The 20,869-nt window shown below is 36.9% G+C and carries 18 protein-coding genes and 2 pseudogenes; 9 read left to right on the top strand and 11 right to left on the bottom strand.

All coding sequences use genetic code 11. The features are described 5' to 3' along the window. Positions 1-76: 76 nt before the first annotated feature. Positions 77-1,033 carry a TerC family protein gene (locus tag AC056_RS18545; protein ID WP_004706175.1) on the bottom strand — a complete coding sequence of 319 codons (957 nt, stop codon included), beginning with the start codon at positions 1,031-1,033 and terminating at the stop codon, positions 77-79. 318 nt (positions 1,034-1,351) lie between these two features. Then, the gene (locus AC056_RS18540; RefSeq protein WP_004706173.1) at positions 1,352-1,948 is read right to left on the bottom strand and encodes an undecaprenyl-diphosphatase; all 597 of its coding nucleotides are present in this window, start codon (positions 1,946-1,948) and stop codon (positions 1,352-1,354) included. Between the two features lie 136 nt (positions 1,949-2,084). Between AC056_RS18540 and AC056_RS18535 the strand changes: the two genes are divergently transcribed. Continuing rightward, positions 2,085-3,335, top strand: coding sequence for a low temperature requirement protein A (locus tag AC056_RS18535; RefSeq protein ID WP_077164432.1), 1,251 nt, complete (start codon positions 2,085-2,087; stop codon positions 3,333-3,335). 70 nt (positions 3,336-3,405) lie between these two features. Here AC056_RS18535 and mpl read toward each other — a convergent pair whose 3' ends face one another. Next, the gene (mpl, locus tag AC056_RS18530; protein WP_077164431.1) at positions 3,406-4,779 is read right to left on the bottom strand and encodes a UDP-N-acetylmuramate:L-alanyl-gamma-D-glutamyl-meso-diaminopimelate ligase; all 1,374 of its coding nucleotides are present in this window, start codon (positions 4,777-4,779) and stop codon (positions 3,406-3,408) included. 241 nt (positions 4,780-5,020) lie between these two features. Between mpl and AC056_RS18525 the strand changes: the two genes are divergently transcribed. The 4 genes from AC056_RS18525 to AC056_RS18505 all read left to right on the top strand — a co-directional run bounded on the left by AC056_RS18525 (position 5,021) and on the right by AC056_RS18505 (position 9,185). Then, entirely contained in the window at positions 5,021-5,383 is a 363-nt protein-coding gene (locus AC056_RS18525; protein WP_004711246.1) for a DMT family protein, read from the top strand. A gap of 183 nt (positions 5,384-5,566) precedes the next feature. Further along, on the top strand, positions 5,567-6,079 hold the full coding sequence (gene purE / locus AC056_RS18515; RefSeq protein ID WP_000994663.1) for a 5-(carboxyamino)imidazole ribonucleotide mutase: 513 nt from the start codon (positions 5,567-5,569) through the stop codon (positions 6,077-6,079). Positions 6,080-6,088: 9 nt separating this feature from the next. After that, on the top strand, positions 6,089-7,210 hold the full coding sequence (locus AC056_RS18510) for a 5-(carboxyamino)imidazole ribonucleotide synthase (RefSeq protein ID WP_077164430.1): 1,122 nt from the start codon (positions 6,089-6,091) through the stop codon (positions 7,208-7,210). Between the two features lie 676 nt (positions 7,211-7,886). After that, the gene (locus tag AC056_RS18505; RefSeq protein WP_077164429.1) at positions 7,887-9,185 is read left to right on the top strand and encodes a lytic murein transglycosylase; all 1,299 of its coding nucleotides are present in this window, start codon (positions 7,887-7,889) and stop codon (positions 9,183-9,185) included. A 63-nt stretch (positions 9,186-9,248) separates the two neighbouring features. Here AC056_RS18505 and AC056_RS18500 read toward each other — a convergent pair whose 3' ends face one another. The 7 genes and pseudogenes from AC056_RS18500 to AC056_RS18470 form a co-directional block, all read right to left on the bottom strand. After that, a complete protein-coding gene (locus tag AC056_RS18500; protein WP_077164428.1) occupies positions 9,249-9,623 on the bottom strand; it encodes a hypothetical protein in 375 nt (124 codons plus the stop codon). A gap of 101 nt (positions 9,624-9,724) precedes the next feature. Then, positions 9,725-10,736: pseudogene (locus tag AC056_RS18495) on the bottom strand (M57 family metalloprotease). Between the two features lie 71 nt (positions 10,737-10,807). Next, positions 10,808-11,725, bottom strand: coding sequence for a matrixin family metalloprotease (locus tag AC056_RS18490; protein ID WP_077164426.1), 918 nt, complete (start codon positions 11,723-11,725; stop codon positions 10,808-10,810). A gap of 338 nt (positions 11,726-12,063) precedes the next feature. Next, positions 12,064-12,507, bottom strand: a complete 444-nt coding sequence (locus tag AC056_RS18485; RefSeq protein WP_213033517.1) for a hypothetical protein — start codon at positions 12,505-12,507, stop codon at positions 12,064-12,066. A 343-nt stretch (positions 12,508-12,850) separates the two neighbouring features. Then, a complete protein-coding gene (dnaK, locus tag AC056_RS18480; RefSeq protein ID WP_019456665.1) occupies positions 12,851-14,791 on the bottom strand; it encodes a molecular chaperone DnaK in 1,941 nt (646 codons plus the stop codon). A gap of 152 nt (positions 14,792-14,943) precedes the next feature. Further along, positions 14,944-15,498, bottom strand: a complete 555-nt coding sequence (gene grpE / locus AC056_RS18475; RefSeq protein WP_039250138.1) for a nucleotide exchange factor GrpE — start codon at positions 15,496-15,498, stop codon at positions 14,944-14,946. Positions 15,499-15,626: 128 nt separating this feature from the next. Further along, a pseudogene (locus AC056_RS18470) lies at positions 15,627-16,555 on the bottom strand (LysR family transcriptional regulator). Between the two features lie 107 nt (positions 16,556-16,662). On the opposite strand from AC056_RS18470, the gene AC056_RS18465 reads away from it, so the two are divergent. Both AC056_RS18465 and AC056_RS18460 read left to right on the top strand, forming a co-directional pair. Next, the gene (locus tag AC056_RS18465) at positions 16,663-17,529 is read left to right on the top strand and encodes an MBL fold metallo-hydrolase (RefSeq protein WP_077164425.1); all 867 of its coding nucleotides are present in this window, start codon (positions 16,663-16,665) and stop codon (positions 17,527-17,529) included. Positions 17,530-17,920: 391 nt separating this feature from the next. Next, positions 17,921-18,151, top strand: a complete 231-nt coding sequence (locus tag AC056_RS18460; protein WP_004706148.1) for a hypothetical protein — start codon at positions 17,921-17,923, stop codon at positions 18,149-18,151. Between the two features lie 170 nt (positions 18,152-18,321). On the opposite strand, the gene AC056_RS18455 is transcribed toward AC056_RS18460, so the two are convergent. After that, entirely contained in the window at positions 18,322-18,648 is a 327-nt protein-coding gene (locus AC056_RS18455; protein ID WP_019456661.1) for a hypothetical protein, read from the bottom strand. A 210-nt stretch (positions 18,649-18,858) separates the two neighbouring features. Here AC056_RS18455 and AC056_RS18450 point away from each other — a divergent pair, with 210 nt between their 5' ends. Then, positions 18,859-19,929 carry an alpha/beta hydrolase gene (locus AC056_RS18450; RefSeq protein ID WP_039250142.1) on the top strand — a complete coding sequence of 357 codons (1,071 nt, stop codon included), beginning with the start codon at positions 18,859-18,861 and terminating at the stop codon, positions 19,927-19,929. A 145-nt stretch (positions 19,930-20,074) separates the two neighbouring features. Next, positions 20,075-20,632 (top strand): peptidylprolyl isomerase, encoded by a 558-nt coding sequence (locus tag AC056_RS18445; protein ID WP_004706142.1) that lies wholly within the window; start codon positions 20,075-20,077, stop codon positions 20,630-20,632. Positions 20,633-20,869: the final 237 nt, after the last annotated feature.

Below are 20,869 nucleotides of genomic sequence, written 5' to 3'. Positions count from 1 at the left end.
TGATTGATTGCAAGAAAGACCCAATAAAAAAGCACTTTAAAAGTGCTTTTTTATGTAGATCCCTTGATAGGATGAATTAAGACTGCAATTGCTTTTTGTTGTGTCGTAAAGAGAGGTAAGCGGTAATTGCTAACACGATTACGATAAAGCTTAACGAGATCCAGATTGGCATGTGGAATACATCAAGCAACAACATTTTTGCACCAATGAACAATAAGATGATGCCTAAACCATACGGTAAGTAATGCAGTTTAGACGCAGCGCCAGCAAGCAAGAAGAACATTGCGCGTAAGCCTAAAATTGCCATTAAGTTCGCTGTTAAAACAATAAACGGGTCGCTCGTTACCGCGAAAATAGCAGGAATAGAATCTACCGCGAAAATCACATCTGAAGCTTCAACCAAAATCAATACTAAAAATAACGGCGTTGCCCACAGTAAACCATTTTGACGTACAAAGAATTTGTCACCATCAAGCTGTGGGGTAATACGCATGTGCTTACGTAGCCATTTTAAAATTTTGATGTCTTCGATATTGGTTTCTTCTTCTTGGCCCTTTAAGAACTTAAAGCCTGTATAAACCAAGAACGCACCGAAAATATAAAGCACCCAAGAAAATTCTTGAACGAACCATGCACCAATGAAAATAAACAGAGTACGCAGTACGATTGCACCTAATACGCCGTAGAGCAAAATTTTACGTTGTAGTGCAGCTGGAATAGCAAATGCCGCAAAAATCATTAACCAGACGAAAACGTTGTCAATTGCGAGGGACTTTTCAAGTAAGTAACCTGCGAAGTATTCCATGGTTTTTTGGTTTGCTAAGGTCACCCCAACTGTTTGTTGGAGATAAAGCCATAAACCGCCACCAAATAACACCGCGACGCTTACCCACGCCACACTCCAGTAAGCAGCTTGCTTAATTGATACATCTTGACCTTGTTTTTGCTTAAAGCCTAAAAAGTCCACTAAAAGCATGACAATGACTATGCCAAAGAATGCTACGTACAGCCATAAATTGCCGATTGTTTCCATAAATCCTCCCTACATCCGGCAATTGGGCATAAAAAAACCTCGACCAGTTGCCAGATGAATTAAAACATCTGTATCAACATGATCAAGGTCTTGCCTACATCATGAATTTCACGATGCTCAGATACCGACTTTTTAATAAAAGTGTATTGACGATATCTGACACATAACATTGCTGTTATGTTTGGAGGAGGCTACTCCCCTTGTCAAACTAAATTCTGTATTGGATAAAACCTATCCAATTACACATAGAATGGCAGATTTTTTTGAATTACGCAACTGAACTTAATGTCGTGGTTTTAATATAAAAAAATCTACGGATTATTTAATCAAACCACGGTCTAAAAGCGGTTTGCATATAATTTGGTAAAGGTGAATAAAGAATGCGGTCAAACTTGTACCGTAAGCATTCCAGAAGTAATAACCTGCCGTATTGACCAGAAGCGCGACAATAAAAGCCCCCAGCATGTCTAAAGGGAAATGCACACCTAAATAAATACGTGACCACGCTACCACAAATGACAAAAATAACAGAATGATTCCAATCATTTTGCGCTGAGCAAACAAATAAGACAGGGCTATGGTGCTGAAAATCAGCATATGATTACTTGGAAAAGATGCTGTTGGTGCATGTTCAATAAACGTGGTGCCCACACCCATCACAAATGGTCTTGGATGATGATAAAACAGAGAAATAACATAACCCACTAAAAGTGATATGCAGGTTAAAAAGACAGATTTAATGACCCTATTTTTTAAATCTTGATCGCCGTAGAACCATAAAAATGTAAGGATGAATAAAAGAATATAGAGGAGATCATTAGCAAAAAAGATAGCAAGGCGAATGATAAATTGACTCGCATCCTGAGCCCCATTAATCACATGGAATAAGCTAAGGTTGAGTGTTTCTAGAGACATTCATATTCCAAACAAGAACAAAAAACGTGGGCTATGATAAAGAATTAAGCCTGTTGTCTTGATAAAGAATTGTCACAAAAATGAAATATAGTTTGTTTGTGACTAAACATTAAACAGCAGACCTAAATAATTTTTAATGCGTGATCTGGTGGTTAATATTAAAGTGTTAACGTGTTGGCACTTTATTCGAGAACGTTATTTTATGACTACTCAAGAAAAACAGAAAAAATTAAGTTTGAGGCCTTTATCTCCAAGAGATCCTAAACAGCCGCATAGAGCAGCAACTCCCCTCGAATTATTGTTCGATTTAATTTTTGTGGTCGCGATTGCAACAGCCGGTCAGCAGTTACACCACGCGATTATTGAAAATCATCTCTGGCATGCACTGCCAAGCTACCTAATGGTGTTTTTTGCGCTGTGGTGGGCATGGATGAATTTTTCATGGTTCGCTTCAGCTTACGATAATGATGACGCATTGTATCGGTGCCTTACCTTTGTACAGATTGTGGGTTCCTTGGTCATGGCCGCAGGTATTCCTGATGTATTTCGTAGTCAGGACTTTGACATCATTATTGTGGGTTATGTGATTATGCGCTTAGCTTTAGTCACCCAGTGGCTCCGCGCAGCAAAACATGATCCTGAACGGCGAGTTACGGCTTATCGTTATGCGATCGGTATAGTCTTGGTACAAATTGGCTGGCTTGTGGCTAACTTTGCTCATGTCCTTTCTATACCTTTATTTTTATGTCTGGTTGTGCTCGAGTTATTTGTTCCGATCTATGCAGAAAAACATTCGCCTACGCCGTGGCATCCTCATCATATTGTAGAGCGCTATGCCTTACTCACGATTATTGTTTTAGGCGAATCAATCGTAGGTAGTTTTAATGCCATACGTGATGCGCTTGCGGCTCAATCTATCAATATTCCTGCCGTTTTCTTAATGATTGGCGGATTAATGTTGATGTTTGCAATGTGGTGGGCTTACTTTGATCGCAGTGAACAGCATCATCATTTTAAAGGTGTACGCCCATTTGTATGGGGTTATGGCCATTATTTTGTCTTTGTAAGTATTGCTGCCGTAGGTGCTGCGCTTGCTGCCGCCGTAGATGTCACGACCCATCATGCACATATCTCTGATTTATATATGGGCGTAATTGTCGCAGTGAGTGTAGTGCTTTATACCACTTGTATATGGATGTTATACGAGTTTGAATGTTTAACTGGAATTTCTAAATGGTTTTATCCTATTACTGCGCTTATTATTTTATGTATTCCGTTCATTTGTAATAACGTGGGATATAGCGTATTTGCGATGGGTATTGTCTATACGCTACGTTTATTCATCTCGAATAAATTTATAGAAGATATAAAGCCAAAGCAGGTTTAAAAACCATTAAACTAAAAAAACGGGTTTCAAACTGAAACCCGTTTTTTTATTAAATCATCTAGAGAGAAAGTTAAGCAGCTTTTACTTTTAATGCGCTTATAAGTTTTTGATGTAAGCCACCAAAGCCGCCATTAGACATAATCACAACAGCATCGCCCTCACCTGCTTCATTAACAATACGGTTAATAATTTCATCAAGTGAACGGCTGACTTGAGCACGGTTTGATGCAGCTTCAATTACAGGTTGTAAATCCCAGTCTAAACCTTCTGGCTGGTACCAGATAACGTCATCTGCTAAGCGTGCTGAATGCGCTAAGCCATCCTTATGGCTGCCCATACGCATTGTATTTGAACGCGGTTCAATAATAGCCCATAAACGGCGTTCGCCTAGGCGTTTACGTGCGCCATCCAAAGTCGTGTCAATCGCTGTTGGGTGGTGAGCAAAGTCATCATAAACCTCAATACCATTCACGGTACCGAGTAACTCCATACGGCGTTTCACACCGCCAAAGTTAGATAAAGCTTCACAAGCTGTTGCAAGTGCAACGCCCACATGTTGAGCGGCTGCAATGGTTGCCAAAGCATTCGCTACGCTATGTTGCCCTGTCATGCTCCATTTCACTTCACCAACGACATTGCCATTTTCGAGGACTTTAAAATGGCTGCCATCAATTGAAATTAATTCGGCAGATAAAGCAGCTTTTTCATTTGCTTCTAAACTTGTACGAATCACTGGCGTCCAGCAACCCATTTCAAGCACTTCATCAATATGAGTTTCAGTAATTGGCGCAATAATACGGCCTTCACTTGGAATGGTACGAACAAGATGATGGAATTGCTTTTGAATCGCTGCTAAGTCATCAAAAATATCGGCGTGGTCAAATTCAAGGTTATTTAAAATTGCCGTTTTTGGATGATAATGAACAAACTTAGAACGTTTATCAAAGAAAGCTGAGTCATATTCGTCGGCTTCAACGCAGAAGTATTTACCACTGCCTAAACGAGCGCTTTCACTAAAACCCAGTGGTACACCACCAATTAAAAAGCCTGGGTTTAAACCAGCCTGATCAAGTACCCAAGCGAGCATAGTTGTTGTGGTTGTTTTTCCATGCGTACCCGCTACACCAAGCACATGTTTACCTTGTAAAACATGATCTGCAAGGAACTGTGGACCAGAAATATATGGCAGGCCTTCATTAAGCATATATTCCACGGCATCAATACCACGTTTCATGGCGTTGCCGACAATAACCAAATCTGGATGAGGCTGTAAATGGCTACGGTCATAGCCTTGCATGAGTTCAATACCTGCGTTTTCTAACTGGGTAGACATTGGCGGGTAAACGTTTGAATCGGAACCTGTTACCTTATGTCCTAAATCACGAGCTAAAAGTGCTAAAGAGCCCATAAAAGTGCCACAAATACCCAAGATATGCAGATGCATTGCTCGCCTTCTCCACTGCTTTTGTACACAGTATAAATATGATTTACTGTGGTTTCATTATTGATAAATTTGCCAGCAACGATAGCAAGGCTCAACTGGAAAAGATAGTCAAAATTCGTTGTTGTTCTATGTGTTTGAGATGCCTATAAACGGACAGCTTTATTTTTTAGATTTAAGCTGAATTACAGTTTTATCTTTTATAATATTTTTGATCCATATTAATACTTATATCATCGTAATGATGAAGGATGTGCCTTTGAGCCCAACGGTTTTAGCTTTTGTGCTATTAATTATTTCGAACTGTTTTATGACACTTGCATGGTATGGGCATCTTAAGTTTTTGCACCATGCTCCATTCTGGCAAGCGATTTTATTCGGTTGGATTATTGCCCTACTGGAATATAGTTTTATGATTCCAGCAACTCGAATCTTGAGTGATCAAAACTGGACCTTGGGTGAAATGAAAATTACCCAAGAAGTGGTTACGCTTATTGTATTTGTGCCATTTATGGTGTTGCTGTTTAAGCAGCCGTTTAAATTAGACTATGTTTGGGCCATGTTATGCCTGTTTGGCTGCGTCTATTTTGTATTTAGAAGCCAGTAAAATTATTTGAAATCGGGTTTTCAGACAGATCGTTGTTAAATCCATCGGATTCATGCTTTTTCCTCATAAACTTGGGCTTTGGGGTGAGTGAAAAAACAGCTATAATATTGGCCTCATCTTTTTCTCTCATGCTTGGCTTGGTACAAGTCGAGTTTTTACCATTTTTACGCTTTGGAAATGCCAATGAACGCGGTCGCAACAGATACCCAACCTTTAGTCGGAATTATCATGGGTTCCCAGTCCGATTGGGCAACGCTTGAACATACTGCCAATATGCTTAAACAGCTTGGTGTCCCATTTGAAGCGGAAGTGGTATCTGCTCACCGTACGCCAGACCGTTTATTTGAATATGCAGAAACTGCGCGTGATCGTGGTATTCAAGTGATTATTGCTGGTGCTGGTGGTGCTGCGCATTTACCAGGTATGTGTGCTGCAAAAACTGACTTACCTGTGTTGGGTGTACCAGTTAAATCATCAATTTTAAATGGTGTAGATTCATTACTTTCAATCGTACAAATGCCAGCAGGTATCGCAGTGGGTACTTTGGCAATTGGTCCGGCTGGTGCGACTAATGCTGCGATTATGGCTGCTCAAATCTTAGGTTTAACTCGTCCTGAAATCGCAAAAAATGTTGCTGATTTCCGTGCTGCACAAACTGATAAAGTTGCAAGCAACAACATTCCGGGACAAGTTTAAGAGGCTGAAATGGATAAAACTATCGGTATTTTTGGTGGTGGACAACTGGGCCGTATGATGGCGCAAGCAGCTTTACCATTAAATATTCAATGTACTTTTTTTGAAGCAAATACAGATTGTCCAGCAGGTGTTTTAGGTCAAGTTTTTTCTAGCCAAGATGAACAAGGTTTAAAGCAGTTTATTGAAAGTGCTGATATTTTCAGTCTTGAATTTGAAAATACGCCCGTTGAGGACGTAGATGTTTTGACTCAAACCAAAACATTGCACCCTCCCCGTATTGCTTTAGCAACTGCACAAAATCGTTTATCTGAAAAAGCATTGTTTGATGAACTTGCGATTCCTGTTGCGCCGTATCGTGCTGTAGATAGCCTAGAAAGCTTGAAAAAAGCTGTTGCTGAACTTGGTTTGCCGATTGTACTTAAGACGGCAACTGGTGGATACGACGGCAAAGGTCAGTTTGTACTTCGTTCAGAAGACCAAATTGATACTGCTTGGTCTGAACTTGGCCCTGCAAAAAGCTTAGTTGCTGAAAGTTTTGTTAAATTTTCTCGCGAAGTTTCAATTATTGCAGTACGCGGCCAAAATGGTGAAGTAAAAACTTGGCCATTAGCTGAAAACCACCATCACAACGGTATTTTGTCGCACTCAATCGTGCCTGCACCGAACAGTGAAGCTCTACAACCAGTTGCTCAAGATTACATTACGCGTTTATTGAATCATCTCAATTACGTTGGCGTGTTAACTTTAGAGCTATTTGTGACAGAACAAGGCTTATGTGCAAATGAGATGGCACCACGTGTGCATAACTCAGGCCACTGGTCAATTGAAGGCGCCGTATGTTCACAGTTTGAAAATCATGTTCGAGCTGTTGCAGGACTACCATTGGGTTCAACAGACGTTGTTCGCCCAACGGTTATGATCAATATTATTGGTCAGCATCCTAAAACTGAAGATGTTTTAGCACTAAATGGCGCTCATCTGCACCTTTATAACAAATCAGAACGTGCTGGCCGTAAGTTGGGTCACATTACGTTAATGCCTGTGGATAGTAATGAATTGACGAATTTATGCCGTCAATTAGCGAAAATTTTGCCAGAACCACTCGCATTGACAGCTGATATAACTATTTAATTAAGTTAAAATTTCTAAAAAGCGATCTTCGGATCGCTTTTTTGTCTTTTAAATTTAAAAAATCTAATCTTGTTCTGTTGTGGATAACTTTTATTAAGCTTTTTGAATTTAAATGAGGGCTTTTATTTTGAATTTAAAAAATGAAACAAGGTGTTTTAGTGGTTTTGAATTTAAAATAAGTTATCCCCAGCACCCGAAGTTTGAATTTAAATCTGGTGGATCAGCTTATGTTTGTTTTGAATTTAAAAAGATGCATGTTATCTCGGTGGTGTTTTGAATTCAAAACTATATCTAACTTTTAAATTTAAAATATCTCTCTGAGTGGTGAAGGAGTTGTAACATATAAAGATGATGAAGAGCATAGCGAATATAGGGGTTGAGGTAGTTTAGAGCTGTGGTTTTATAAGTTATCCACAGATGGATTGGGCTTATATTTTTAAATTTAAAGAGGTATTTTGAATTTAAACTACAGCAGGGATTTTTGAATTTAAAAACCAATTAATCTTATGTAAGAAGTTTTAAATTCAAAACTAGATGTGAAATTTGAATTTAAAACTCTGGAAATGAATTTAAAGAATTAATTATGAATTCAAATTTACGATTTCTCTCTGAAAATTTTGAGTCCATAATGGTATGGTAAAGACAAATTTAAATTTAAAAATTGAACTAGGATAATATGCGACGTTTTTCTTGTATTGTTGGGTCTATATTTTTGACAATGACTCAGGCTCAAGCAGAGCTGATAATTAATGGTTCTACTTCTACAATATCTAGTAATGCGACTGTTCCTGTAACGAATAGCAATACTTACACGCCTAATAATAATTTTCAGAGTTGTTTGGCAAATTTACGTTCGCAAGCGATTGCTGCAGGTGTTTCAGGTAGCACTTATGACCGCTATACACAAAATTTAACGCCAGACTACTCAGTAATTGATAAGTTAAATTATCAGCCAGAATTTTCGACACCGATTTGGGACTATTTATCTGGTCTTGTAGATGAAGAGCGTGTTGAGCTTGGTAAACAAAAATTAGCGCAATATCGAGATGTTTTAAATCGTGCATCTCAAACTTATGGCGTACCGCCAGAAACAATTGTGGCAGTGTGGGGTGTTGAAAGTAATTTTGGTGATATTTCTGGAAAATATCCTTTATTGCAAGCACTTGGAACTTTAAGTTGTGAAGGGCGCCGACAAAGTTATTTCCGTACAGAATTTTTTGCCACTATGCGTATTTTACAACGTGGTGATTTAACCGAAGATCAGCTTAAAGGCTCATGGGCAGGCGCATTCGGTCATACACAGTTTATGCCATCAACTTATGAGCGCTTAGCTGTTGATTTTGATGGTGATGGTCGTCGTGATTTAGTCTCGAGTACAGCAGATGCATTGGCATCAACAGCTAATTTCTTGAATAAAGCTGGTTGGCAAACGGGTATGCCATGGGGCTTTGAAGTCAAAATCCCAGCAGGTATGTCAATTGATGGAGAAGGGCGTCGCTCTAAAAAATCATTGAGTAGCTGGAATGCGCGTGGAGTAACCCGAATTGATGGTACACCTTTAATTCAAGGTGCATTGTCTGATAATACGCCTGCTGGTTTAATGACACCAGCAGGAGCAAATGGCCCAATCTTTTTAGTATTTAAAAATTTTGATGCTATTTATAGTTATAACGCAGCAGAAAGTTATGGACTTGCGATTGCACATTTATCTGATCGTTTGAAAGGTGGTAAACCATTCGTTGCTTCTTGGCCAACAGATGACCCTGGTACTTCACGAGCAGAACGTCGAGAAATTCAGCAGTTTTTGATTAATCGTGGTTATGATATTGGTGCTGTGGATGGCTTAATTGGTGATAAAACTCGCGTTGCTATCCGTCAGGAACAAACTCGTTTAGGTTTAAATCCAAATGGACGGGCAGGGCAACAGATTTTACGTGCATTTCGCCAAGAGCAAGCTCGAAAAATGATGCAGTAGTAACGATACCAAATAAAAAGGTCTGCATATGCAGACCTTTTTATTTGGCAGTTAAACTATGAATTAATCTAGCTTTACAGCTTCCAAAATGTCCAAAATAACTGAAGTGACATCTTGGCTTAAATCACGATCATTGAAGATTTCATAAGCAGTAATAGTGACATCAGTGTCACTTGGCAACTGCTTTTGTTCTTCTTCGATTAAATGCTCGATAGGGAGTAAGGTTTGCTTAACTTCAAGATGTAAAATATCTTTATATTCAATATTTTCATCTTCAAGCTCAATTTCTTGCTCGTTAAAGTAAGGCAACAAAATAGAATGAAGGTACGGTTTAAGTTCAATAATATCAAATAGTTCGATATCTCGAGTTTGTTCAATCGTACTAATGTGGTCATTTACTTCAATCAGGATATGATAATAACTCATCTTGATCTCCATTCTATTTTAGTCAGCTCTTACAACCACAATAACATGACTTTGACATGAATTTCGATGTATCTACTTATAAAATAGATACATCATTGATGTTTCATATCTAATTATTGAGGTAAAGCGTTTAGTAGATCACGATCAGCGTCAGTTAAAACATTAGTTTTTTTATCACTGTCCTTGCGAACTGAGTACATTAAGGCACCAGGTTGATCGCTATGTTTCAAACCAAGCGCATGGCCTAACTCATGAGCAATCGTTAAACGTAAATCATCGATAGAGCTATATTCATAGATTGTGATTTGTTTACCGTTATAAATGCCTTTCTTAAATACATCAGCTTGTGCATTTTGCTTAAACTGATTTAAAGATTGATTGAACTTATCATTAATTTGGTTAAAGTGATTAACCTTTTTATTTAAGTCAGCAGCTTGTTGATTATAAGCAGCAATATCTTTCTTTAAAGCAACAGTCTGTTTCTGTAAATCTTTCTGAGTTTTACCAAGCGATTTTGCTGTGTATTCAGGTGTTAATTTACCTTGATTAAACTGCATCATTTGTTGATCAAAATTTTTCAACTTCTCATTTAAGATCTGTTTTTTGTTTTCAAGATCAGATTGAGTTTGACTTAGATTTTGCTTCAACTGTTTAATTTGCTGCTGTTCATCAATGAGACGTTGTTGATCTTGTTTAAACTGAGCAGAAATTTTTTGACGCTCTGCTGAACGATTTTGGCTGTCGTCATATACAAGACGAATTTCTAACTTTGCATTTGGGTCATAAGTAAAGTAATTTTTACCTGTTCCTTCTTTCCAAATATCAGCAGCTTGCTGAGTAATCTCAAGCAATTGATCTTGACTTAAACCAAAACGAGGATCAACTTCAGCAATTTTATATGTCAAATGTTGAGCATTTTTCTGCTGAACTTGAGTATTTGCAGAAGTAGCCAAGTGAGCATTGGCCTGAAAATTAGAGAAAGCAAAAGCTAAGCCTAATAACAAAGATGTTAAGCGCATAGTCGTCAGGGGGGGAGATTTAAAAAAAACGTATTATAAGAATATAAAGTGAAAAATCAATCAAAAAATGTACAATTTGAATAAATAAATGAGACTTTAGTCTCATTATTTTAAACTTTTGAAAAATGAATTATTAGCAAAATTTAATTAATTTCTATTTTATTTAAGTGTTTAGTTTTAATGATTTTCATTATTAGAACTATAAAATGAGCTTAGTAAATCTAAATCCGAATCTGTTAATTTGAAGTTGTGAATATCTTGCTCTTTTAAACGAGGATACATTAGAGACTTTGGGTCGGCTGTATGTTTTAGACCTAATGCATGTCCAAACTCATGAGCAAGGGTTAGGCGTAAATCATCGAATGAACTAAAACCATAAATCTGAATTTGATTATGACTGAATAAGCCTTTATGAAAAGTTTCTGGACCAACAGTCGTGGTTAAATTAATTTGTTTAATAGCTTCATTAAGTAGGTTTTGCTGTTGATTTATTTGCTTAATTTGAGAATTAAGACTTTCTATCTTATTGCTATGTTGAATAAATTTAGCTTTTAACTCTAATGATTGTTGATTTAACTGAGTTTGACGTTTGATTAAATCAACTTGATTGAATTTTCCCAAATTTCCTTGATTATAAAGAGTTACATCTTGCTGATATTGTTCAAATTTATTATTAAGCTGAAGTTTTTCTTCATTTAGAAGAACAGTTTCCTGATCTATTTGTTGTTTTAACAAATGAATAGCTTTATTTTTCTCCCGCCATTCTTCTTGCTGCTGTAATAACTTATTTATATTAATTTTTCTTTCATTTTGAGCAGTTTGATAATCATCAAACACTAAGTTAATTGTAAGCTCTGCTTGTGAGTCATAAATAAAATAAGTTTTTCCTGTTTCTTTCTGCCAGATTTCAGCAGCTTCTTGACCAATTTGCATAAATTGTTCTTTAGTAATATGAAAGCGTGGATCTATGAAATCAATCTTATATTTTAAAGGCTGATTAAAAGTAACACTTGATAAGTTGCTTTGAGCAAAAACAACTGTGTGTAAGCTCATACTTAAGTAAAAGCTCATCCCCCACCATAGAAATTTTTTCATGGCAAAATAAAAATATAAATATTAATAAATTCTTATTGTTAGTGAGGAATTTAGATTCGTCAAAGTGATAAAGGAGACCAAAGAAGGCGATCATTTTGTGATCTTGCTAAAGAAACGGAATAAATAAAACTATTTATTTGGCATTAATTTTAAAATTAATGGATTTAATAACAGTGGTTTTATTTTTTAAAAAATACAATAAATAATAAATAGTTAGTTTTTATAAGTGACTATTTTGACAATAACTTATTTCAAAAAATATATAAATTGAAATTGTTATTTTTTGTAAGCAATAAAAAAAACCGCGCTTTCGCGCGGTCTTTTTTAAAAGAGACAAATTATTTTTTGTCGTCTTTTACTTCTGTAAATTCAGCATCTTTTTTAAATAAAGGTTGGTAGAGGCTAGGTACAACTAAAATGCCCCAAACTAGTGTAGAGAGAATATTGCCTAGCTCATAAAAAATAGTACTTAGACCAGACATTAATGTCCAATAGTAACTCGGTAATAAATAAATGAGTAAAATTGGGAAAAAAGTATAAATATATAGTTTCCTCGCCCATTCTTTGAATAGAAGCAAGCCACTGAATATGATCAAAAAACTAATTGAAAGAACACAAGTAATGGCTAATTCCCAGTTTTGGGGATCTATTGATAACGTCTCATTGATTGAGATAGACGTTTCATCATAGGCATCAAATGTTGCACTAAAAATGGCGAAGAGTAGAGAAAAAATAAGCATTAATCTAAATTTGGTTTTTGTGATAATTGGTTCGATTTTCATTTTTTATAGCGTGATATTTTAATGTTTTAGATTATATATACAATATTGTATCTGTATCAAATTGATATAGTTTGATTGGCTAAAGTTGAATGTACATAATCCTAGCAATTACTTATCAACAATGTATACAGCTGCAGTAGTTAAGGTACTGAAATAAAATAATTACCGATAAATAAAATGTGAAGGAAGTTACACGCCGAAAATATTTACTTGAAGCATCTCATTCAGCATGGAGTACGATTTCATCATCTGAGGCAAAATTTAAAAATCCAATACTTGAGAACAACAGGATTTATCTTAAAAAAAACCGCGCTTTCGCGCGGTCTTTTTTTAAAGAGACAAATTATTTTTTGTCGTCTTTTACTTCTGTAAATTCAGCATCTACAACGCCATCATCAGCTTTTTGCTGACCAGCTTCACCGCCTTGGAATGCGTTAGGATCAAAACCTTCAGCACCACCAGCTTGTTGCGCTTGTTCATAAGCACGTTGAGTGATCGGCATCAAAATGTTTTGTAAAGCTTCAGTTTTTGCTTTGATCGCTTCAACATCATTTTCTTTAGTTGCTGCTTCAAGTTCAGAAACCGCTGTGCTTACCGCTGTTTTTTCATCTTCAGTCACTTTGTCACCAAGATCTTTAACAGCTTTATTCGAGCTTGAAATTAATGCATCAGCTTCGTTACGAGCTTTTGCGAGTTCTTCAAACTTACGGTCTTCCTCAGCATTCGCTTCAGCATCTCTAATCATCGCTTCGATTTCAGCATCAGACAATCCTGAGTTTGCTTTAATCTGAATCGATTGCTCTTTACCAGTGCTCTTATCTTTCGCAGATACTTTCAAGATACCGTCAGCGTTGATGTCAAATGATACTTCAATTTGCGGCACACCACGTGGAGCAGGTGGGATATCGCCTAATTGGAAGTTACCCAACAATTTGTTTTGTTGAGCCATTTTACGTTCACCTTGGTAAACCGAAATATCTACAGCTGGTTGGTTATCAGCAGCAGTAGAGAACACTTGTGATTTCTTCGCAGGAATCGTCGTGTTTTTCTCAATGATTGGTGTTAATACACCGCCCATTGTTTCAATACCTAAAGTTAATGGTGTTACATCAAGAAGCAATACGTCATTCTTGTCACCAGACAATACAGCACCTTGAATTGCAGCACCGATTGCAACTGCTTCGTCAGGGTTCACGTCTTTACGTGGCTCTTTACCGAAGAACTCTTGTACTTTTTGTTGTACAAGTGGCATACGAGACTGACCACCAACCAAAATTACGTCAGAGATGTCAGAAGTCGAAAGACCAGCATCTTTAAGAGCAATACGGCAAGGTTCAATTGTACGAGCAACTAAGTCAGCAACTAAACCTTCAAGTTTTGCACGAGTTACGTTGATCACTAAGTGTTTAGGACCAGTCGCATCAGCCGTGATGTATGGAAGGTTGATTTCAGTTGCATTAGATGAAGAAAGCTCGATTTTTGCTTTTTCAGCAGCTTCTTTCAAACGTTGTAACGCAAGTGGATCATTTTTCAAGTTCACACTTTGTTCTTTCTTGAATTCTTCAACCAAGTATTCAATTAACGCGTTATCAAAGTCTTCACCACCAAGGAAAGTATCACCGTTAGTTGATAACACTTCGATTTGTTGGTCGCCATCAAGGTCTGCGATTTCAATGATTGATACGTCAAAAGTACCACCACCTAAGTCGTAAACTGCAACTTTACGGTCGCCTTCTTTTTTGTCCATACCGAACGCAAGTGCAGCAGCAGTTGGTTCGTTAATGATGCGTTTAACATCTAAACCAGCAATTTTACCTGCATCTTTAGTTGCTTGACGTTGAGCATCGTTAAAGTAAGCAGGAACAGTAATAACTGCTTCTGTAACTGTTTCACCTAAATAATCTTCTGCAGTTTTCTTCATCTTTTTCAAGATTTCAGCAGAGATTTGCTGAGGTGCTAATTTTTTATCGTTTACTTCAACCCAAGCATCACCATTGTCTGCTTTGATGATTTTATACGGTACAAGACCAATGTCTTTTTGTACTGCTTGATCTTCATAACGACGACCAATTAAACGCTTGATCGCGAACAATGTATTTTTAGGGTTTGTTACTGCCTGACGCTTAGCGCTTTGACCAACTAAGATTTCGCCATCTTTATAAGCAATGATCGATGGAGTTGTACGTGCGCCTTCAGCGTTTTCGATTACTTTTACTTTATCGCCTTCAAGTACAGCAACACATGAGTTGGTAGTACCTAAGTCAATACCAATAATTTTTGCCATTTGGTGTGTTCCTCTAAAATTCTGTTGCAATGTTTTGCTTGTTATTCGATATGAGAGTCAATCGGTTTTTTTCAAGCATTTTTATGAAAAAAAATCAAAAAACTCTCAAATTCTTGTGCTTTTAGCAAAGCGATGCTTCGCTTTTGTTCGTTTTATTGACCAACCATAACCATAGCAGGGCGCAACAAACGACCATTTAAGGTATAGCCTTTTTGTAAAACGGTGCCGATTTCATTGGCTTTGGCATTTGGATCAATACCAACAGCTTGATGTAAATCTGCGTTGAAACCATTTTGAGTATCAGCTTCTACAACGCCAAATTTCTCAAGAGTTGTTAACAGTGACTTCAAGGTTAGCTTAATACCTTCAAGTACTGGTGTTTCTTCACCACCAGCAGCCTGAATTGCACGTTCTAAATTGTCGACAGAGTCCAACAATTCTTTTGCAAATTTTTCAAGCACAGTTTCTTTATGCTTCTCAGACTCACGTTGAATACGCTCTACACTTTTTTGTGCTTCATAAACTGCATTTGCTGTACGAGCTTTTTCCAGCTTAAGATTTTCTTCTAGTTTAGTGATTTGCGCTTGTAAAGATTCAACGGTAACGTCGTTTGCTTGCTCTACACCTTCAGCTTGAGTTTGCTCGTTAGATTGCTCAGCTTGCTCATTTTGAATGTCTTGAGCTTGCTCATTTTGCTCATTAGCCATTGATGATCTCCGTTTAAATGGGTTTTTAAACATGTACAGTCCTTTTTGGCATCAGTATTTACTGTGTAAAACCTGAACTGCCATGCATATGCTGTAATTCATTAATAGGGATGAAGTATGGGCATTGCCTAAAAATTCAAGCGTACACGGCAATTTAAAGCTTTTAATTTTGCGGTTTTAAGTAAAAATCTAAATTTTCGATCATAAAAGCAATAAATTCTTGAGTAATTCGAGGTAAATGTTGTCTAGAGGCATACACGATCGACAAGCTTAGCTCAGGAGCCATAAAATTTTTAAATAAAGCGGTTAGGCGTTTTTCTTTTAAATCTTTTTCAACTAATAATGACGGTAACATAGCGACTCCCTGTGCATGTAAACACATATCGTAAAGCGCATTTACATCATTACTTTTAAAAGTCACATTCAAAGGATAGTTCTGAGGTTGTTGTTCATTATCAAACAGTGTCCAGTATTGGTGCTGACTATGATGAGCAATACATTCATGCTGAATCAGTTGACGAGGATGGAGCAGGGGACTGTGTTGTTTTAAATAATCTGGATGAGCACAGAAAACGGACTCGATCTGACAAACTGGTCGTGCAATTAAACCATCGGCTACCTTTTGGGTAATACGTAATGCTAAATCCACTTGTGCATCTATAAGATCCATAGTGTTTTCAGTCAAATAAACATCGAAATTAATATGTGGATGCTGACGTTTAAATTGGCGAATACATTCTGCTACTCCAAGTTCAAACAAAAATAAACCGCATGTAAAACGGATTGTACCGTTATGTTGCTCAGGCGCTGCGAGCTCTTGTAAAAGTTGTTGTTGTTGTAAAATATTTTCACAGTAGAGCAGAGCTTTCTCACCTGCGGGAGTGAGGGATATTTTTCGGGTATTTCTCTGAAAAAGTCGAGTTGAGAATGTATGTTCAAGGTGCTCAAGATAACGTGAAACCATGGCGCGAGAATAATTAAGATGTTCTGCGGCTTTGGTCAAATTGCCATGTTGTGCAATAGAAACAAAGACCTGAATCGCTTTTAAAGTATCCATATGTCTAGCTATTATTACAATATATGCAACAGTTTATCTTAAATTAGTGCATTTATCTTACATAAATTGCAATTTAAAGTGTTCTCCATGAAACAGGAGAATACCTAATGAAATTATTTAAATTAACTGCTTCTGCGCTTACTACTGCAACGGCATTAACTATGGCTCAGTCAGCTTTTGCTCAAGACCTAAAAATCCAGAGTTTTCTGGCTAAACCCGAACATTTTGGCGTGACGTCTACTTTAATTGAAGGCGATAAAGAAGTTCTATTGGTTAATACGCAATTCTCAAAATCTGAAGCATTGCGCATTGCCGCAAATATTCTAGATAGCGGTAAAACGTTAAAAACCATTTTTGTAAGCTATGGCGACCCAGACTATTACTTTGGTTTAGATGTATTTAAACAGTATTTCCCGAATGTACATATTATTGCCACTCCAGAAACAGTAAAGCATATTCAAGATACTCAAGCGCTTAAAGTTAAATATTGGGGACCACAAATGGGTGCAAATGCACCTAGCCAAATTATTGTGCCTCAAGCTTATACAGCTAAAACTTTAAAACTTGAAAATGAATCAATCGAAATTAAAGGTAAAAAAGAACTTACCTATTTATGGGTACCATCTGCAAAAGCAGTAGTAGGGGGAATCCCTGTGTCTTCAGGCATTCATTTATGGATGGCCGATACTCCTAAAACTAAAGATCGTGCGGAAGTTATTCAATCTTTAGAAAGTATCAAAGCCCTTCAGCCTAAAATTGTTGTGCCTGCACATATGGTTGAGGGAGCTCCACAAGGTCTCGATGCGGTTAATTTCTCGATTAACTATTTAAATAGTTATGAAAAGGCAGCTAAAGCAACTAAAAACTCTGCTGAGTTGAGCAAAATTATGCAAAAGCAATATCCAACTCTTCAAAGTGTTGATAGCTTAGAGTTAGGGGCTAAAGTTGTAAAAGGTGAAATGCAGTGGCCATAATTTAACCTTTAAGCCATATTCACTTTCAAAAAAGTCGCGATCATTCGCGGCTTTTTTATGAGTAAACCACTTTTAAGGGTAAAAAAGCTCTGTAACAGTCTACGTACCTTATATAGCGTTTCTATAAATGGAAAAATTTTAAATATAAGGGCTCAGCAGAATAAAAAGAAAAAATTGATAAAATTAAACAAACGTTTATCTATGGTTTAATTTATAAAATAGATTGGTCAGATTAAAAAATTGAATTTAATAAAAAATTGCAGAATTTGTACTTCTATTACTAGAAAAGACAACCAATGATACGCACGCCAGAAAAAAAAATTGTGAATTATAGGCAGCGCGAAGATGAACTTTGCATTTAAACGTTTGTCGTAATGAAAGGAAAGTGATTATGAAAAAATTAGGTCTTATCTCTGTAGTGCTTGCTGGTGTCGCTTTTACAGCTGTTGGTTGTGCATCTGAAGCCGGTTTAAACGCATCAGGTTCTGCTCAAACAAGTGCTAGCCCATCTGGGGTACAAGCAGGTGCTGGTATTGATGCAGGTGTTTCTGGTCAAGCACAACCAGGTCAAGTAGATGCTGGTGCTTCTGGTTCAGTTTCAGGCTCTGCAACTGCTCAGTAATTTGCTGCTAAAAATAAGAGATATGAGTTTATAGAACATATATGTTCAAGATGCCAATACATATATGAAATGAGCTGCTACTCATTTTTCTATAGATTAGAGAGAATTTATATTCCTCAAAAAAGCCCCAAAAGACTTATTTCTTTGGGGCTTTTTATATAGTAGTAAGTTTAGTCATCATGACGATAATCTCGGCGATCATGATCTCGATCTTCTACCCGTTTTTTATCCCAGTCACGGTGTCTTTTATCCCATTCACGACGATCTTTTTCTTGTTCACGAATATCTTTACGTTGTTGTTCATATACTCGTTGACGCTCTTCCCAACGCTTCCTTTCCCAATCATTATATCGACGTTGATCATCACGATCATAGCGGCGATCATGGTCATGGTAAACGTATCCGCCACCACGATAATAAGGATCATCTGGGTAAGCAACACAGCCTACAGTTAAAAGACTGGTTGCTAACATAGTAACAACTAGTTTTGCTGACATAGCGGTACCTCTTTTTGTCTGTTAACAATAATTGGCAAAAAAGTCCTGTTTTAATCGACAGATTTGTTAATGACATTTGCTATAAATCAGATTAGCGTAGATTGGTTTTTACCTTTGTATCTTGATTGCATGAGTTGTATGCGAATATAGTCAAACAACAAAGAATTCTGTAGAAAATATGAAGGATAAGAGGGATTCAAGGAGACAGGCATGACAGCATTTAATCAAAAAATTCAAACATTGCTAGATAAAGGGCAAGGCCCTGCCGCTCGAGCACTCGATAGGTTGCCTCGACTAGCCCAAGAGTCTCTTGCGAAAATTTTAGGATATTCTTATCAATATCCAGATCTTGATTCATTTACTAAATGCATGATGGCTGTGCAAATTAAACAGGGGAAAGAGGGCTTTATTGGCTCTGACCCCATTCAATCAAGAAGAATGTTTGATGCACAAATGCAGGCTATACGCCAAAAACCAACTTATATTGATTCAGTAGAGGATATTCGCCTACCACTACAAAGCGGGACAATCTTTGCCAGACATTATCATCCTGCTCCTAACAAGAAATTGCCATTAATCGTGTTTTATCACGGAGGTGGTTTTGTCGTAGGTGGTTTAGATACCCATGATGAGGTTTGTCGTTTATTAGCTAAATATGCAAAAGTACAGGTACTCAGTATCGACTATCCTCTTGCTCCGGAAGTTTCACCACAACATTTAATTCAGTCATGTGAAGATGCATTAGCATGGGTTTATCAAAACCGCAGACAATTAAAAATTTTAAAAAATAGAATAGCGGTCGCAGGGGACAGCGCAGGTGGAAATATTAGTACTGTTGTTGCGCAAAGATCACTAAATAAAGCTTATGCACCACAAGCACAATTACTTATCTATCCAACAGTAGATTTTAAAAGCAGACATCCTTCTTTTTATGCTTATAACGAAGGGTTGGTTTTAACAAATACCGATATTGATTACGTCACACAATATTATGCAACTCAGCATAATGTAGAACTTGATGATCCAATTATTTCACCTACCTATGGCAACCTAAAGAAAAATCCACCAGCTTTTGTGATTACAGCCGGACATGATGTCTTACATGACGAAGCAAAAATATATAGTCATAAGTTAAGACAAAATGGCGTAAAAATGTATTACGAAGAATTTCCGGAACAGACACATGGTTTTATTAATCTGACACCAATTTCTAGAAAAGCGAAACGCCATACTATCGAAATTAGTAAAAACTTTAGAAAATTCTGGGATAAAAATAGTTAAACAAACACAGTAATCCATGTTTCACGTGGAACATGGATTACTTAGAAAATAGAATTAAAATTCTTAATAAATACTCACTAGAATTCTTTGCTGTAGACGATTAGATTTAATGATTATCTTTTTATAAATTTTATTGTAGGAAAATATGAAAAAGCTATTGATGTTGTTTTGTCTAGGTCTAAGTAGTCACTCAGTATGGGCTAATAGCTTAGTTGAGATGCAAACAAATTTAGGCAACATCGAAATAGAGTTATATGACGACAAAGCACCGATTAGTGTGAATAACTTTAAAAGCTATATAAAGTCTGGTTTTTATAAAGAGACAATCTTTCATCGTGTGATTCCAGGTTTCATGGCACAAGGTGGTGGCATGACTGCAAATATGCAGGAAAAGACAACACGAGCGCCTATTAAGAATGAAGCAGGAAATGGTATTGCAAATACGCGTGGTACTTTAGCCATGGCTCGTACATCAGATCCAGATTCAGCTACTAGTCAGTTTTTTATAAATGTTGCAGATAATAAATTTCTTAACCGTTCACCAGGAAATCCAGGATACGCCGTTTTTGGTAAAGTGGTAAAAGGAATGGATGTGGTTGACCGTATTGTTCAGGTTCCTACATCAAACTATGGCATGCATCAAAACGTGCCAAAACAGCCTATAAAGATTGTAGATATAAAGATCAAAACATCGAAAAAATAAATTAATGATATAAATCAAATGTTTAATAATTTTATAAGCTTTATTTGAGTGAAAAAGAACCGGTCGAACACAGATATTTATAAAAGTGCTTGCGTACCGGTTTTTTTTCCCTATAATGCACTCATCCCGACGCGATACACGAGAATATCTTAGCTTACAGGGTTGAGATAAAAGCTTAGTATTGTGTCGAATCTGTCTCTGACGAAGAGCAGAAAAATCATTAAGAGAATTGAAGAA

It is taken from the genome of Acinetobacter genomosp. 33YU (assembly GCF_001990725.1).
GTDB classification, from domain to species: domain Bacteria; phylum Pseudomonadota; class Gammaproteobacteria; order Pseudomonadales; family Moraxellaceae; genus Acinetobacter; species Acinetobacter seifertii.
This window is presented reverse-complemented; position numbering and strand designations above follow the sequence as displayed.